At 55.9% G+C, this 15,349-nt stretch carries 13 protein-coding genes; 8 read left to right on the top strand and 5 right to left on the bottom strand.

Features of this window, described 5'->3' with window-relative positions; all coding sequences use genetic code 11:
• Positions 1-11 precede the first annotated feature (11 nt).
• Positions 12-1,220, bottom strand: a complete 1,209-nt coding sequence (locus tag ACEWZM_RS12870) for a glycosyltransferase (RefSeq protein WP_414006807.1) — start codon at positions 1,218-1,220, stop codon at positions 12-14.
• A gap of 144 nt (positions 1,221-1,364) precedes the next feature.
• On the opposite strand from ACEWZM_RS12870, the gene ACEWZM_RS12865 reads away from it, so the two are divergent.
• Positions 1,365-2,729, top strand: coding sequence for an oligosaccharide flippase family protein (locus ACEWZM_RS12865; RefSeq protein ID WP_414006806.1), 1,365 nt, complete (start codon positions 1,365-1,367; stop codon positions 2,727-2,729).
• Positions 2,730-2,750: 21 nt separating this feature from the next.
• Here ACEWZM_RS12865 and ACEWZM_RS12860 read toward each other — a convergent pair whose 3' ends face one another.
• From ACEWZM_RS12860 to ACEWZM_RS12850, 3 genes are all read right to left on the bottom strand, one after another.
• On the bottom strand, positions 2,751-4,037 hold the full coding sequence (locus tag ACEWZM_RS12860; RefSeq protein WP_414006805.1) for a GumC family protein: 1,287 nt from the start codon (positions 4,035-4,037) through the stop codon (positions 2,751-2,753).
• Positions 4,038-4,137: 100 nt separating this feature from the next.
• A complete protein-coding gene (locus ACEWZM_RS12855) occupies positions 4,138-5,211 on the bottom strand; it encodes a CpsD/CapB family tyrosine-protein kinase (protein ID WP_414006804.1) in 1,074 nt (357 codons plus the stop codon).
• Positions 5,212-5,286: 75 nt separating this feature from the next.
• A complete protein-coding gene (locus tag ACEWZM_RS12850; RefSeq protein ID WP_414006803.1) occupies positions 5,287-6,150 on the bottom strand; it encodes a sugar transferase in 864 nt (287 codons plus the stop codon).
• 670 nt (positions 6,151-6,820) lie between these two features.
• On the opposite strand from ACEWZM_RS12850, the gene ACEWZM_RS12845 reads away from it, so the two are divergent.
• A complete protein-coding gene (locus ACEWZM_RS12845) occupies positions 6,821-7,729 on the top strand; it encodes a 2-dehydro-3-deoxygalactonokinase (protein ID WP_414006802.1) in 909 nt (302 codons plus the stop codon).
• Positions 7,730-7,744: 15 nt separating this feature from the next.
• On the opposite strand, the gene ACEWZM_RS12840 is transcribed toward ACEWZM_RS12845, so the two are convergent.
• On the bottom strand, positions 7,745-8,875 hold the full coding sequence (locus tag ACEWZM_RS12840; RefSeq protein ID WP_414006801.1) for a THUMP domain-containing class I SAM-dependent RNA methyltransferase: 1,131 nt from the start codon (positions 8,873-8,875) through the stop codon (positions 7,745-7,747).
• A 326-nt stretch (positions 8,876-9,201) separates the two neighbouring features.
• Between ACEWZM_RS12840 and ACEWZM_RS12835 the strand changes: the two genes are divergently transcribed.
• The 6 genes from ACEWZM_RS12835 to ACEWZM_RS12810 all read left to right on the top strand — a co-directional run bounded on the left by ACEWZM_RS12835 (position 9,202) and on the right by ACEWZM_RS12810 (position 15,228).
• Positions 9,202-10,935, top strand: a complete 1,734-nt coding sequence (locus ACEWZM_RS12835; RefSeq protein WP_414006800.1) for an ABC transporter substrate-binding protein — start codon at positions 9,202-9,204, stop codon at positions 10,933-10,935.
• 154 nt (positions 10,936-11,089) lie between these two features.
• Positions 11,090-12,166 carry an ABC transporter ATP-binding protein gene (locus ACEWZM_RS12830; protein ID WP_414008034.1) on the top strand — a complete coding sequence of 359 codons (1,077 nt, stop codon included), beginning with the start codon at positions 11,090-11,092 and terminating at the stop codon, positions 12,164-12,166.
• A gap of 7 nt (positions 12,167-12,173) precedes the next feature.
• The gene (locus tag ACEWZM_RS12825) at positions 12,174-13,280 is read left to right on the top strand and encodes an ABC transporter ATP-binding protein (RefSeq protein WP_414006799.1); all 1,107 of its coding nucleotides are present in this window, start codon (positions 12,174-12,176) and stop codon (positions 13,278-13,280) included.
• Entirely contained in the window at positions 13,277-14,140 is an 864-nt protein-coding gene (locus tag ACEWZM_RS12820) for a carbohydrate ABC transporter permease (protein WP_414006798.1), read from the top strand. Before ACEWZM_RS12825 ends, ACEWZM_RS12820 begins: the two co-directional genes overlap by 4 nt.
• Before the next feature lie 12 nt (positions 14,141-14,152).
• On the top strand, positions 14,153-14,950 hold the full coding sequence (locus ACEWZM_RS12815) for a carbohydrate ABC transporter permease (RefSeq protein ID WP_008561997.1): 798 nt from the start codon (positions 14,153-14,155) through the stop codon (positions 14,948-14,950).
• On the top strand, positions 14,950-15,228 hold the full coding sequence (locus ACEWZM_RS12810; protein WP_414006797.1) for a DUF2160 domain-containing protein: 279 nt from the start codon (positions 14,950-14,952) through the stop codon (positions 15,226-15,228). The genes ACEWZM_RS12815 and ACEWZM_RS12810 overlap by 1 nt, the downstream gene beginning before the upstream one ends.
• The last annotated feature ends 121 nt before the right edge of the window (positions 15,229-15,349 follow it).

Genomic DNA, 15,349 nt, shown 5'->3' with positions numbered 1-15,349 from the left:
GCATCTCGAACCTAGTCCCGAAGTGCTGCGCGGAAATGATCCGCCAGCTTTACAGCCTCGGTGTCGCTGTCGTGGCGATCCAGAACCCGAGCACGCCCTTTCTGCCCCATCGCGACCAGCGTGGCATGTGGCGTTGCAGCTAGCTCCCGGATTGCTTGCGCCAGAACGTCTGGATCACCCGCAGGCACCAACCAGCCAGTTTCTCCGGGCAGCACCAGTTCCGGCGTGCCGGCAATATAGGTCGCAATCACCGGACGTGCTGCAGCCATCGCCTCCATCACCACCATTGGTAGCCCTTCGGCAAAAGACGGCATCACCAATGCATGTACGCGGGCCAACTCGGCGCGCACTTCCGCCTCCGACAGCCAGCCGGTCAGGGTTACGTGATCGCCTAGGCCGTAGGTAGCAATCGCGGCTTCCAAATCGGGACGCATCTCGCCATCGCCAACCAATGAAAGATGCAGATCCGGGTGCTCCGCCACCAATTCTGACAGAGCCTGAATAAGCACCATCTGGCCTTTTTGCTCAACAAACCTGCCAATCGCCGCCAGCCGAAGATCCCCTTCAGGCAATGGCACGGGATCGGCAAAACGCGCAGGCTCAATCCCGCAATGCACCACCTTCAGCTGCTCCCAACTGCCAAAGGCAGCCCATCGGCTCAGTTGGCTACGACCAAAGCTGCTGATAGCCACCGCAAATTCAGCCTGATCCACCTTTTTACCCAGCGATAGGGCAAGTGGCGCATCAAATTCCTCAGGCCCATGAGCAGTGAAACTATAGCCAAGGGGCCCGAGAGAAGCCGCCAGCATCGCCACGGTTGTCGCATTGGTTCCGAAATGTGCATGCAGATGCTCAATCTCATGCTCCATAGCATATTCAATCACATAAGCGGCCTCAGCAAGATAGATCAGATGGCGTAACTGCCCCACCTTCGACGCCTTCCCCAAGCGCCAAGCCATGGATAATGCCGATGCGATGCGTCGCGGAGCCCGCCATGCAGCCCGCAAAACCGCGCCTGCCAGCCGCAAGGAACCTGCCTCAAGCACATAGGTGGTACGGTCCTGTTCTGCCTGATCTCCGGGGTCTACCAAAGGTACCCTGGCGCGCCGCATGGCGATCCGATGCACCACCTGGTCTTGTCGTTCCAGAGCCTGTATCTCGCGCCGGATGAAACTATGCGATGGCTGCGGATAGGTGTTGAGAATATATGCAATTTTCACGAGGACGACGGCCCATTTTGTGCAAGAGTTATCGTACGGTATCCTCAGTTGCGACACTTGCCCAGCATTGCCGCGAAGGTGCCGCGGAATTGACGCCTTCGAAGACCAATATCGCACGCGTATCGTAAGACCTCGAGGATATTGATGCACAAGGTTCTATCTCGCTTCAAAGGTGCAAGCCTTGCAGCACGTGTGCTGCGCTCAGCCTCGTGGTTGATGATCGGCTATGGCGGCAGTCAAGGGCTGCGGCTGGCAGCTAATCTGGTGATGACCCGACTGCTTTTCCCCGAAGCCTTTGGCCTGATGGCGCTGGTCAGCGTGGTCATCACCGGGCTGGCACTCTTTTCCGACATGGGCATAGGGCCATCTATCGCCCAAAGCAAACGCGGCGACGATCCGGAGTTTCTTGATACCGCTTGGAGCGTGCAGGTGGTGCGCGGGTTTGCGCTTTGGGGAATGACGTTGTTGCTCGCCTGGCCCATCTCACAGTTTTACGGCGTGCCCGAACTGTTTTGGTACCTCCCGATTGCGGGTATCGCGCTGGCAATCAATGGATTTGATCCCATTCGGGTGGAGACCGCGCACCGGCATCTGCTGGTCGGTCGCCTGACCGCATTGGAGCTGACCAGTCAGGCGATAGGCATTGGAGCGATGGTGCTGCTGGCCTGGATCACGCAATCAGTGTTGGCGCTGGTGTTGGGAAGTGTAATCCAAGCGGCCGTATTCCTACTAAGCGTCCATCTGGGGCTGCCCGGGCGTCGCAGCCGTTTCCGCTGGGAACCGAAGGCGCTGAAGGAGTTGTTGCACTTCGGAAAATGGATATTTCTATCAACGGCCTTCTGGTTTCTTACATCACAAGGTGATCGGGCAATTCTGGGCAAATTCGTTCCGCTAAACGTGCTTGGCATCTACAACATAGGGTTCTTTCTGGCGAGTTTTCCGATGGCTCTGGGCCATGCGGTGAACCAGAGATTGATGATCCCAGTCTATCGCGACAAGCCTGCGCACATAGATCCAGTATCTCGGCGTAAACAAAGACAGCTGCGAGCAGGCCTAACTGCGACGATCCTGTCAATTCTGTTGACCATGGCTTGGCTAGGCCCTTGGCTTGTCGATTTTCTGTATGATGCCCGCTATGCTTATGCAGGGCCAATGGTGGTGCTCATTGCACTTGCGATGGCACCTGCAGTCATCACCATGACCTATGATCAGGCTGCTCTGGCCGCAGGAGACAGTCGATCATTTTTTGTGTTCACTGCCGCGCGGGCGCTTGCTCAAACCGGTCTGTTCCTGACCGGTGTAATCCTGTTTGGTTTATCTGGCGGTATCGCGGCACTGGCCGGTGCCATGCTTCTGGCCTATCCGGTGATGGTCTGGCTGGCTTGCAAGCACCGCGTCTGGGATCCACTGCACGACCTTCTGTTTACATCCATCGCAATATCAGTCGGCTTTTCAGCGATTTGGTGGCACCGCGATAGCATTGCAACAATGATTACAGCCATCGGTTAGAGCAACAATTGCGACAGGGTACTAGCCGCTGAATTCAGCATCTGGATCCAGCCGTTCACGCCGCGACAGACCCATGCGTGCAAACAGACCACGACGTTTGGGCATCGTATCAAGATAGGGTATCGCGACCACGGGAGTCAGGCCGGTTTCGCGCTCCATCTGCGCTACACTGCGCAGAACAGGGCGTCGTAGCTCAAGTAGGAACGCGATACCAAGCGCGAAGCCTATGCTCGCGACGGCACCCATCAAAGCCTTCTTCTTGCGTCCTCCGGTGACGGGATAGTCTGGCAGCGGTGCAGGTTCTATCACTGTCAGCCGCTCCGATTGACGTGATGACTCAAGTCGAAAACCGACCTCGGCCTCTGTCCGACGTTGAGAAATCACCTCAAGCTCACTTTGCAACTGGTCAATCCGGCGTTCATAGACGCCCAGTTGCCGTTCCACTTCCGGCGTGGTTTCCAGTGACCGTTCCAAGGCCGTGCGACGGGTCAACAATAGTTCGCGTTGTGCATCCAGCGTTGCCAGTTTTTCCTGGAACACCTCCAGCATCCGCTGAGCTGTTGCCCGACGCTGGTTCGCAGTCGTTTGGTCCGCTTGTCGGCGCAATTCGATCTGTTCGCGCTCGATTTCCAGAAGGCCTGTATTAAGCGTCGAAATTTCCTCGCGACGCATCTCAACCCCACCGGGCAGTGCCACATTGTTGGCATTCCGGTAGGCAGTGATCTCATTTTCAAGTGCCGCGACCTCACCGATAAGGGCTTTTTCCTTATCGACGAAGAAGGTCAGCGTTTCACGTGCTTGTTCGATACGAGAGCTCTGACTAAGCTCGATCGTGCGCGTTGCAAATTCGCTTGCAACAGCCTGAGCCTGTTCCGGTGTGGGCATCAATGCCGAAATCGTAAGAACTGAAATCGTGCCATCATCAGCAAAGCCCTCGCGCGCAGCCGCAACCCCGGTGAGCGATACGGATTCACGGAGCAGAGCCACCTTTTCGGACGGGACAAGACCGGGCAGATCCTGGTAGAGGCCGAATTTTTCGATGATGCCTAAGACTGACCCACGCGCCATAAGCCGTTGTTCTATCAATTGCAGTCGCCGTGCTGAGGAGCCATCTACCGTGGATTTGGCAAGATCATCGGCGATCTTCGGTCGGGTGATCTGCAGGACTGATGAGCTTTCGTAAGAATGCTGCTGCTTGGCTGCGACCCAAAGCGACACCATCGCACCCAGAAGGAAGACCCAAAAGATCACCGACGCGCGACGCCGTAGCATATCCAAAATGTCATCCAGCGTGCGGATCGGTCCCATATCTCAGCTCTTCAACATTGTGTCATTTTAGTCTGTCAGGCGTAAGTGCGCGGTCTATTGCGGGTTCTGTTTGACTTGGTGAAAATGGGCCGAGATTGGCTCATTGGCTATATTGCAGCAGACCGGAACCGCGGGCGCGATTTAGGCTGACGCCCAGCAATTGTGTCTGCCCATCGAACATTTTTTCACAGGCCACAAGATGCGCCGCCGTGGTGCGGGTGCCGTCAGCGATTAGCAAAACGCCATCCACCTGCGGCAGAAAGGCGGCGGCGTCGTCATGTTCCAGAACAGGCGGCAAATCAAACAATGTGACATCCGCCCCAGTGCTTAGAACCATGTCATCAATGACGCTGGCGCAACGCCCATCGTGCAGGATTTCAGCAGCATTACGATCAGGTGCAGCGGTCAACCCAACAGCAAGAGACGCTGCCGGGCGCACTAAATGATCGGCTAGCGTCACGGCACCTGCAAGGAAACCAGGCATGTCGCCAGATGGCGGCAATTTCAACGCCGAGGCGACGCCCGGACGGCGAAAGTTCATGTCCATCAGGACTGTGCGCGTACCAGGTACTCGCGCCATGCTAAGTGCCAGGTTGACAGCAGAAAAGGTAGCGCCACAGCCCGCGGTTGGGGAAGCGATGGCCACCCGTTTCCAGCCTTGGGCCTTGAGGCTGTGCAAGAGCCGGGTGCGCAATAGATCAAAGGCATTGGCCGTGGGCGAATTGCGAAAGAAATTAACCAACGGCGAGCGGGATGCCTTGTGAGCGCGTATGTCCAGCGGTACACGCTGAAGCCGTTCCCACATTTCGGGCAAGGTGGCGGGTAGCTGCTGTGGTTTCGGGTCAGTGTTGGCGAGCTCTTCTAACGGTTGGCTCTGCTGAGGTTTTGGACGGCGAGCGAAGCGGCTGCCTTCGTTCTCTTGAGCCAAGCGCGACATTGCCTTGGCCGCAGGCGCTGCCATATCTCGAGCGGTCGCATCATTATTCAGCCCCGACTGCGAAACGGACTCACCCTGCTCTGTCAGAGCCCCGTCGTGCTCCGGTTCCAAGGTGTCGCGTCCTTTGCGGCGGCGAAATCTCTTAAATCCTTGTTGCGTCATCGCAAAGGGATCGTCCCGTTCTAGTTTCTGCGTAAAGCTATCGAGGGGCCCCGCTCCGGTCATCATGTCTTTCATGGTACCCCTCCGCAGTTCTACCACGTTCAGCAAGACCCGCCTATAGCTCGACTATCACAGTTAAACTAGGATCGGTTAATATCCGGTGCCCCGCAGTACAACGCCGATGGTGCGCCACAACAAATCAAGGTCGGTGCGGAACGACAGGTCGCTGTGATAGTTGGTATCGGCACGTGTGCGGACCGCAAATCCGCTCTCGTTACGCACAGAAACCTGCCAAAGTCCGGTGATCCCGGGCTTGAGATCAAAATAGGCTGTTGCATCCCCATAAAGAGGCAGTTGATCCGGCATCATCGGGCGCGGCCCAACAAGGCTCATCTCGCCAATCAAGACATTCCACAATTGGGGTAGCTCATCGAGGGAGGTGGTGCGCAGAAAACGACCGACAGGCGTGATGCGAGGGTCCTTTTTCAGCTTTTGTGTCTCATCCCATTCACGCCGTAAAGCAGGACTACTGGCCAGATGACGTTCAAGCAGGCATTCGGCGTCGCGCACCATCGTGCGCAGCTTCAAGATCGAAAATACACGCCCACGCTGGCCGAGACGGTCCTGTGTGTAAAACGGACTTCCACCTTCTATCCACAAAGCAAACGCAGCAATCAGAATGAGCGGCAACGTGATCGGCAAGGTTAGAAGAACCAGCGCGATATCGAGCATACGCTTGCCAAACAGTGCGTAGCCAATCTGCGGCACATGGGTGGGTATTGTCTGAGCTGTGCCGTGCAATATTCGATGTTGATCTCCAGAAGAGACATGTGACATCGGCGACCGCATAGTGAGCTCTGCATTCATATTCGCAACGCTCTTGGCAATGAACGGCACACTCCCAAGCAGCGCTACTGGATAGCTGACGCTTAACATCGGCCACCGAGAACCAGCCAGTCGTCCGGTCGCAGCGCCGGACGGGCGTACGGCCCCCTCTTGCATGAAATCCTTCATTTCCAACCCCAATCTCTAACCGCCCCCGCGGTTCTTAACCTCTGCGCTGAAACAACAGCGTCTCTGCCCCGCCAAAGCGGGCCTACTCGCACCAATTTGAGCAGCCCGGCACGGCAGCGCCCCGGAGCTTCAAATCCGATAAGATCGATGGTTTTTCTCCGGCCGCACCCCCATGCAGCGGGAACCTTCGTCCCAATCTAGCGACCCATCTGGGGCGCCATCCCATACCGCAGTTGCGGCAAGTTCTTAATAAGCCAATTTTACACAAATCTCAGTAAATTCTGGGAGATGGCATAATTCAGTAGAATTTTAGTTAATCAGGGTATGTTTTGAGAAACAATTCCCCAAAAGGATAGGAACTGTCCCAACAAGCTACCCATAAGTATAAGGAATCAACGGATGTTGAGCGGACAATTCATGTCAATATCGGACACCGGTAAGACGCGACGTTAATCTATATCAACACGGCAAGGCTTCTGTTAACCAAATTTGCTTGACCAGCTAAGGCAAGAAGCGAACCCCAGCAAGCACCAATGCCCACATACCGGCAACTGATCCAAAACACGGTTGGCGTTGATCATCTCTTTAGAACTTGGCAAGTGGAGCGATGGCGATGGTGCCAGCAACAGTCTCCAATCTATCGTGCAAACTGGAGCGAAAGGACGTCGATATGTGCGCTGCCTCTAATCTTCAATCACCGGCATCAAGCGCGGGTCTATCTCGCACAAAAGCGGCCAGATGGATCGCTGCGGATCATTCGAACGGGCGGCTTCTGGTCTGGCTTATGAACGAGAGCGATGTCCTACAGCGGGCATCTCAATACTCTGGCTCAGACCCTATGGCGGATCTGGCGAGACTGGTTGCGGAATTAGACGACTGCCCGCCAGAAACGCCAATCCTACTAAATGATGACAGCCTGCGGGGAGACGACACCGGAACAATCACAGTTCCGGCAAAGCCGGCGGACCTACCTATAGGACAGACCACGCTAGGCACTCACCCACTTCGTTTGCTTGGCGGGCTCTCCCAGAGCAATCCTCGTGTTGTCATGCGTGGTTCAGTCAACCGCGTCGCGGGGTTCCTTAGCCTCAATCCCGATTGGGACGGTGTAATCTGTATACCTGGAGAGACAACTCACTGGGCACTCATCAGCGCAAATGAGGTCGTAAGTTTTCAGAGCTTTCTCACGACTGAGTTGTGGCGCAGTCTGGCTCGGATCTTGGGGGTGAATAATGCAGCAAATTTTGATGTGTCGGATACCAGTGCCTTGACCGGGTCCATGGAAACCATTCAATCCAAGCCAGAAGCCCTGGCAGCAAGGCTAGCGGAATTGCAGGCAAGCCACAGCTCTAAGGATGCAACACTTGCGGCCTGTTTATGGGGTCTTTTGTTAGGGGCAGAACTGTCGGCGGCACGCCCCTATTGGTTGGGGCAGAATATCGCGCTTATTGCACCGCCCCCGCTAGATGCCATTTATGAAGCCGCTCTAACTCACCAAGGGGTCCCATTGATCCGTACAGACGCAGATCGTATCGCACTCTCTGGCCTGATCAGTGCATGGCGTGGAATGGCCGCCTGAAACAGAAAGAGCAAACTAGGGCAACGGCCCGGTCTGAAACAGTCGTATCTTCAAACCGCCGTGGGCGACCGGAGCGCCAAAAGGCTTGAACGGTAGTTTTGTAGCTTTGGCCAGCGATGTCTCGCTGGTCACAATACCGACGCGCCAGCCACTGAAGCGCGACATCAGCGTTTCCCCCAGGGCCGCATAAAGCGCATAGAGAAGTTTCTTGTTGCCAATTCGCGCGCCGTAAGGCGGGTTCACGATAACAAGCCCCGGTTCCCCATTCGGGTCCAGAACTGGCGGTGTCAGATCGCTGACAGCGTGCTGAGTTATCTGAACCAGTTCAGCGAGACCGGCGCGCTCAGCATTCGCGGTCGCCATCTCAACAGCGCCCGCGTTGCGATCCGATCCATAAAAGCGGGCGCTTGTCTCGCGCGTTTCTTGTTTGGCCCGAAGAGCCTCCCACGCCACGGAATCAAAACTGGCCATCTGCTCAAATGCAAAGCTGCGGCTACGGCCGGGAAATAAGCCCTTGGCGATCTCGGCAGCCTCAATCACGAAGGTTCCAGAGCCGCACATCGGATCCACGACCGGCTCATCCCCGGTAAAACCGCAGTCGCGCAAAAACAGCGCCGCTAAGTTTTCACGCATTGGCGCCTTGCCAACGGCTGTCTTGTGGCCTCGCTTGTGCAAACCCTCACCCGAGGTATCAACGCTGAAGGTACAGAGATTATCTTCGATCCGTAGTTTGACGGCTATCGGGGCTTCCGCACTAATTTCTGCACCCAGTTCTTCTGATATAGCGCGTTCAATGCGCTGAGTCGCCGCGCCGGCATGGTAAATCTTCGACTTCTTGTTGGTCGTGGTCTCCACCCTCACCGGCACGTCGGCGCGCAGGACATCGGACCAAGGAAACTTACGCGCCCGTTTGTCCAGCTGAGCTAGGTGAAAGGCGCGGAAAGACCCGATACGTGCCAACACGCGCGCCGCACCACGCAGTTGCAGATTTGCGCGCCAGACATCTGCCCAATCGCCCTCAAGTGTGACGCCACCGGGCACCGTTTTGGCACCCGAAAATCCGATCTCAACTGCTTCTCGCTGCAAGGTCTGTTCCATCCCTGGAGGGGCGGTCAGGAAAATTTCAAATGTATCGTTTGTGTCCATGCCCTCTCCTTAGCGGCAAAAACCACAGTCAGCGACGGCAAATTTACTTTATCCGTGCCGGAACAGGGGTGATCAGCATCGACGCATAAAGCCGTTCGGATCCCGAACAATGAAATCCCGCAGAAGAATGCCGCGACGCAGCACGGCAAAACGCCGTTGCGTCACCCACCCTGCATCTAAGGGTTGTATATTTTATTGTTGCAAAACAATTTATTATCAAGAACTAAAAAATTAGTTTGACAAGGTGCGCCCCGGTGTGGAACCTGTTTGTCAGCCAGGTGCAACGAAGCATCTTTGGCCACAATAAATCACTAGGGAGGAGAAAGATGCGTAAGTATCTTTTGTCCGCCGCCGCGGTTATTGCCGTGGTCGCGGGACAAGCAGCCTATGCCGATGAGGCCGCTGCCAAGAAATGGATCGACGAAGAATTCCAGCCATCGGTTCTGACCAAAGATGAACAGCTTTCGGAGATGCAATGGTTCATCAATGCATCTCAGCCGTTTTCAGGTATGGAAATCAACGTCCTGTCTGAAGGCATTCCAACGCATAGCTACGAATCCGAGGTTCTGACCAAGGCATTCGAGGAAATCACTGGAATCAAGGTGAACCACCAGATTCTGGGTGAAGGTGAGGTCGTTCAGGCCGTGCAGACCCAGATGCAGACCAAGCGGAATCTCTATGACGCCTATGTCAACGATTCCGACCTGATCGGGACCCATTCTCGCCTGCAGCTCGCCTATAACCTCACCGACATGATGGACGGCGATTTCAAGGACGTGACCAACCCTGGTCTCGACCTTGGTGACTTCATGGGCACCCAATTTACCACCGGTCCTGATGGCGATCTGTACCAGCTGCCCGACCAGCAGTTCGCGAACCTCTATTGGTTCCGCAAAGACTGGTTTGACCGCGAAGACCTGCAAGCCGCATTCAAAGCAAAATACGGCTATGATCTCGGCGTTCCGGTCAACTGGTCCGCTTATGAGGACATCGCTGAATTCTTCTCGGAAGACGTAAAAGAAGTCGACGGGACCACAATCTACGGCCACATGGACTACGGCAAACGTGCGCCGGATCTGGGCTGGCGAATGACCGACGCCTGGCTTTCCATGGCTGGCGCTGGCTCAAAAGGTGAGCCGAACGGCGTTCCGATTGATGAATGGGGCATCCGGATGGAAGCGGGTTCCTGTAACCCAGCCGGCGCAAGTGTCACCCGTGGTGGTGCGGCAAACGGCCCGGCGGCGGTCTACGCGATCCGCAAGTGGGATGAGTGGCTGCGCAAATACGCACCTCCAGGTGCGGCATCTTACGACTTCTATCAATCCCTGCCAGCCCTCGCTCAAGGCAACGTGGCCCAGCAGATCTTCTGGTACACCGCCTTTACCGCCGACATGGTGAAGCCGAAGTCCGAAGGCAACAACACCGTTGATGACAGCGGTACGCCGCTGTGGCGGATGGCCCCTTCGCCACATGGCCCTTACTGGGAAGAAGGCCAGAAGGTTGGTTATCAGGATGTTGGCTCCTGGACTTTCCTCAACTCCACTCCATTGGACCGTGCACAGGCCGCATGGCTCTATGCTCAGTTCGTGGTTTCCAAGACCGTGGACGTGAAGAAATCCCATGTCGGTCTGACGTTCATCCGCGACAGCTCGGTAAACCACGAGAGCTTCTCTGAGCGCGCCGATAAACTGGGCGGCCTGGTGGAATTCTATCGCTCCCCGGACCGTGTTGCTTGGTCTCCGACTGGCGTGAACGTACCGGACTATCCCAAGCTGGCCCAAATCTGGTGGCAGCAGATCGGTGACGTGAATTCGGGTGCCTTCACTCCGCAGGAAGCCATGAACCGTCTGGCTGAAGAAATGGACATCACCATGGGCCGCATGCAGCGTGCCGATGAGCAGGCCAATGTCTATGGCGGCTGTGGTCCGCGTCTGAACGAAGAGAAAGACGCAGAGTGGTGGTACTCCAACGGTGGCGCCAAGCCAAAGCTGGAGAACGAGAAACCCGCAGGTCAGACCGTCAACTATGACGAACTGGTTGCTCGCTGGGCATCTGAGTAACCCCTAGTCCTTGTGGGGAGCGTACGGATCAATCCGCGGCGCTCCCCACTTTTGCCCCGGAACCTGGCACGCACTCTCCGGAGCTACCTATTTCCCTAAAAAATGATCGCGCATGCCGCGCGCAACAGGCCGTCCGCCGGAAAGTCAAAGCAAGATGGCACTCGAACTAATAAACGTGACCAAACGCGTCGGCGCTCAGCTGCACATCAAGGAAACCTCCCTTGTGCTAGAGCCAGGTCACTTCAACGTCCTTCTGGGCGCTACCGGGTCAGGCAAGACCTCTCTCATCAAGATGATGGCAGGACTGGACCCGATTGCCAGCGGACAGGTTGTCATGGACGGTCAGGACGTGACTGCCCTTAGCACTCAAAAACGCAACATCAGCTTGGTGCATCAGTTTTTCATCAACTACCCGCATATGACCGTCTATGAGAACATCGCCTCACCGCTGAAGGTCGCAGGCATGGCCAAATCAGAAATCACCGACCGCGTGGAAGAGGCTGCGGATATCTTGCAACTTCGACCGATGCTGCATCGCCGCCCCCATGAACTATCCGGCGGTCAACAGCAGCGGACCGCGCTGGCCCGAGCGATTGCCAAAGAAAGCCGCGCGGTTTTTCTGGATGAACCACTGGCGAACCTCGACTACAAGCTGCGCGAAGAATTACGCGACCAACTGCCCGAGCTATTTGCTGGCCGGGGCGCAGTGGTGGTCTATGCAACATCAGAACCCGAAGAAGCGCTGCTGCTGGGTGGCAAAACCGCCCTGATGCGTGACGGCCGCGTCAGCCAGTTCGGCACCACCGCCGATATCTATCGCACCCCAAGGAACCTTGATGCCGCACGAGTGTTCTCGGATCCGCCCATCAACACTGCACCGATTATCAAAGAGGGCAACACGGCGAGGATTGGCCATGATGTCAGTTGGTCGCTGGTCGGCGCTGCCGCAGACCTGTCAGACGGCCCCTACACCATCGCTATCCGCCCCTATCACGTTCTGCCAACTCCCCGCCAAGCAACAACAGTGCAGCTGTCAGGTCGAGTGCAAGTGACCGAGTTGTCAGGCTCTGAGAGCAGCGCGCATTTCGACATGGGACTGGACGTCGGCCACGGCAGCTGGGTTTCCCTTTCGGCGGGGGTCCACCCTTATGAGGTGGGCGAACTGCATGATTTCTATATGGATCCTTCGGCGGCATATGTTTTTGCCCCCGATGGCTCCCGCGTGGCGTGAGGCGCAAATGGCTAAGATTACACTCTCAAAACTGCGGCACAGCTATGCGCCGAACCCCTCAAGCGAATCCGACTACGCCTTGAAGGAAATTGACCTCGACTGGACAGATGGCGGCGCTTATGCACTGCTGGGCCCGTCAGGTTGCGGTAAATCCACGCTGCTGAACATTATCTCCGGGCTTCTCGTCCCGTCTGAAGGGCAGATCCTTTTTGACGGCAAGGATGTCACCAAACTGCCGCCCGATCAGCGCAATATTGCGCAGGTATTTCAGTTCCCCGTGATCTACGACACGATGACTGTCTACGATAATCTGGCGTTTCCGCTACGCAATCGCGGCAGGGATGAAGCAACGGTCAAAAACCGCGTCATGGCAATTGCTGAGATGTTGGAAGTTACCGATCTGCTGACTACGCGGGCCGCCGGCCTGTCGCCGGATAACAAACAAAAGATCTCCATGGGGAGGGGGCTAGTGCGTGAGGACGTGAACGTTGTCATGTTCGACGAACCTTTAACCGTGATCGACCCGCATCTGAAATGGAAGCTACGCTCCAAGTTGAAAGAGCTCCATCAGCGTGTAAAAGCCACGATGATTTATGTCACACATGACCAGACAGAGGCGCTAACCTTTGCTGATCAGGTTGTGGTGATGCAGGACGGTATGGTTGTGCAAATTGGCACGCCGGTTGAGCTGTTCGAACGACCTGCACATACATTTGTCGGTCACTTCATCGGCTCGCCTGGTATGAACGTTCTGCCATGCGATCTGCACAACAACCAACCGTTCCTTGGTGATACACCAATTGCGCTGGAAGGACCGACCCTTGGTACTGCTGAGGGCCAAACCGAGATCGGCATCCGACCCGAATTTGTCTCACTTGCAGAGGCTGGGCTACCGGCTACCGTGACCAAAGTCTCCGACGTCGGCCGCCATACGGTTGTGGAATGCAACGCCGATGGTCAGCGCATCAACGCGGTGATTGACGGCGCTGGCCCGGCCAAGGGCAGCGCCGTTCATCTGGCCTTCCGTCAGGATCAGACACGGCTTTATGTCGATGGCTGGATCGCCACCGAAGCCGCCCAACCTGCCACCCGCACGAAGGAGGAGGCACAATGAAAACCGAAAACCAAAAGGCGTGGTTCTTTGTGCTCCCCGTCCTCTTGCTGGTCGCGTTCAACGCGCTGATTCCGATGATGACGGTGGTCAACTACTCGGTGCAGGAAACCTTTGGTGACAACGTCTTCTTCTGGCAGGGGTTAGACTGGTTCCAGCAGATACTGCGCTCTGACCGGTTTCATGCGGCACTTGGCCGTCAGTTTCTGTTCACTTTCCTGATCCTGATCATCGAAGTGCCGTTGGGCATTGCAATCGCTCTGTCGATGCCCCGCAAGGGTTTTTGGGTACCGGTTTGCCTTGTGACTATGGCGCTGCCGATGCTGATCCCATGGAATGTGGTTGGTGCAATGTGGAACATCTTTACCCTGCCCGATATCGGCCTGTTGGGGTATTTTCTAAACCACACGCTGGGTATCAACTATGATATGACGCAGGATCCGATTGCGGCCTGGGTGACCATCATCACGATGGATGTCTGGCACTGGACCTCGCTTGTTGTGCTGCTGAGCTATGCAGGTCTCGTATCGATCCCGGACGCCTATTATCAAGCCGCCAAGATCGACGGCGCTTCTAACTGGGCCGTGTTTAGGTTCATCCAGTTACCTAAGATGAAGACGGTTTTGACCATCGCAATCCTGCTGCGGTTTATGGACAGCTTTAACATCTACACCGAACCTTTCGTGCTCACGGGCGGTGGTCCCGGCAACTCGACCACGCTTCTGTCGATTGATCTGGTGAAGATCGCATTGGGTCAGTTTGACCTCGGCCCTGCCGCTGCGATGTCGCTGATCTATTTTGCAATCACACTTCTGGTCAGCTGGCTATTCTACACGCTGATGACCAAAGACGACCAGAATTGAGGATCTGATACGATGCAAAAACGTACCATAGTCCCCATCGTCTATATCCTGTTCCTCATGCTGCCGATCTATTGGCTGGTCGCGATGAGCTTTAAGACGACAAACGAAATCCTGTCCGGCTTCTCGCTGTTCCCCCAGACTTTCACTCTGGAGAACTACGCGACAATCTTTACCGATCCGAGCTGGTACTGGGGTTACATCAACTCGATCATATATGTGTCAATCAATACGGTGATATCCGTCGCTGTTGCCTTGCCTGCGGCCTATGCGTTCTCGCGCTATCGCTTTCTGGGTGACAAGCAGCTGTTCTTTTGGTTGCTGACCAACCGGATGGCGCCGGCGGCAGTTTTCGCCCTGCCCTTCTTCCAGCTTTATTCAGCTGTTGGTCTGTTTGATACCCATCTAGCGGTGGCTCTGGCACACTGTCTGTTCAACATTCCGCTAGCGGTCTGGATTCTAGAAGGTTTCATGGGTGGTATCCCCAAAGAGCTGGACGAAACCGCCTATGTAGACGGCTATTCTTTCCCGCGCTTTTTCGCCACGATCTTCATTCCGTCGATCAAGGCCGGCGTCGGCGTCGCAGCCTTCTTCTGCTTCATGTTCTCCTGGGTCGAACTGCTGTTGGCCAAGACATTGACCGCTGTGGCCGCGAAACCGATTGCAGCAACCATGACCAAAACCGCATCGAGTGCCGGCTATGAGCTAGGCCTGCTCGCGGCTGCCGGCACGCTGACAATCATTCCGGGCGCGATCGTGATCTATTTCGTCCGTAACTACATCGCAAAAGGCTTTGCGATGGGGAGGGTATAATGCTGAGTTGGATGGCCTGGACATGGCCCACCGCCTTTGTCTTCATCGGGATTTTTTCGGGCATAGGCCTGATGATCCTTCTGGAAATCCGCCAGCCCGGAGGCGACACCCGTAAAGGTGTGCTGGGGCTGGTAACAACCCGCGGCGACCGCCTGTTTATCAGTCTTCTGGGCACGTCTTATATATTTTTGGCCTGGCTCGGCTTGGTGGGTATGCCGCTCTGGTGGCCGCTGGGCCTGTCAATTGGATGGTTCGCCTTCACCTTCTGGAAAGTCTGAAACACGCTTATTAGCAAAGGGCCCTAGCCGGGCCCTTTGTGACATTCAAAGATACAACTTTTGCCGTCTCAGGCGCTACTCTCCTAAAAAAGTAGTTTTCAAACGCCTCTCAAATCCCCTA

Source organism: Phaeobacter cretensis, from assembly GCF_047372505.1.
In the GTDB taxonomy this organism is placed as follows: domain Bacteria; phylum Pseudomonadota; class Alphaproteobacteria; order Rhodobacterales; family Rhodobacteraceae; genus Phaeobacter; species Phaeobacter cretensis.
Note: the sequence above shows the minus strand (reverse complement) of the source record. Positions and strands in the feature narration are given on the sequence as shown.

What these genes read in the sequence shown, in the direction of transcription:
- ACEWZM_RS12865 (WP_414006806.1), top strand. Translation starts at nt 1,365, where the DNA reads ATGCACAAGGTTCTATCTCGCTTCAAAGGTGCAAGCCTTGCAGCACGT.
- ACEWZM_RS12860 (WP_414006805.1), bottom strand. Translation starts at nt 4,037, where the DNA reads ATGGGACCGATCCGCACGCTGGATGACATTTTGGATATGCTACGGCGT.
- ACEWZM_RS12855 (WP_414006804.1), bottom strand. Translation starts at nt 5,211, where the DNA reads ATGAAAGACATGATGACCGGAGCGGGGCCCCTCGATAGCTTTACGCAG.
- ACEWZM_RS12850 (WP_414006803.1), bottom strand. Translation starts at nt 6,150, where the DNA reads ATGAAGGATTTCATGCAAGAGGGGGCCGTACGCCCGTCCGGCGCTGCG.
- ACEWZM_RS12845 (WP_414006802.1), top strand. Translation starts at nt 6,821, where the DNA reads ATGTGCGCTGCCTCTAATCTTCAATCACCGGCATCAAGCGCGGGTCTA.
- ACEWZM_RS12840 (WP_414006801.1), bottom strand. Translation starts at nt 8,875, where the DNA reads ATGGACACAAACGATACATTTGAAATTTTCCTGACCGCCCCTCCAGGG.
- ACEWZM_RS12835 (WP_414006800.1), top strand. Translation starts at nt 9,202, where the DNA reads ATGCGTAAGTATCTTTTGTCCGCCGCCGCGGTTATTGCCGTGGTCGCG.
- ACEWZM_RS12830 (WP_414008034.1), top strand. Translation starts at nt 11,090, where the DNA reads ATGGCACTCGAACTAATAAACGTGACCAAACGCGTCGGCGCTCAGCTG.
- ACEWZM_RS12825 (WP_414006799.1), top strand. Translation starts at nt 12,174, where the DNA reads ATGGCTAAGATTACACTCTCAAAACTGCGGCACAGCTATGCGCCGAAC.
- ACEWZM_RS12820 (WP_414006798.1), top strand. Translation starts at nt 13,277, where the DNA reads ATGAAAACCGAAAACCAAAAGGCGTGGTTCTTTGTGCTCCCCGTCCTC.
- ACEWZM_RS12815 (WP_008561997.1), top strand. Translation starts at nt 14,153, where the DNA reads ATGCAAAAACGTACCATAGTCCCCATCGTCTATATCCTGTTCCTCATG.
- ACEWZM_RS12810 (WP_414006797.1), top strand. Translation starts at nt 14,950, where the DNA reads ATGCTGAGTTGGATGGCCTGGACATGGCCCACCGCCTTTGTCTTCATC.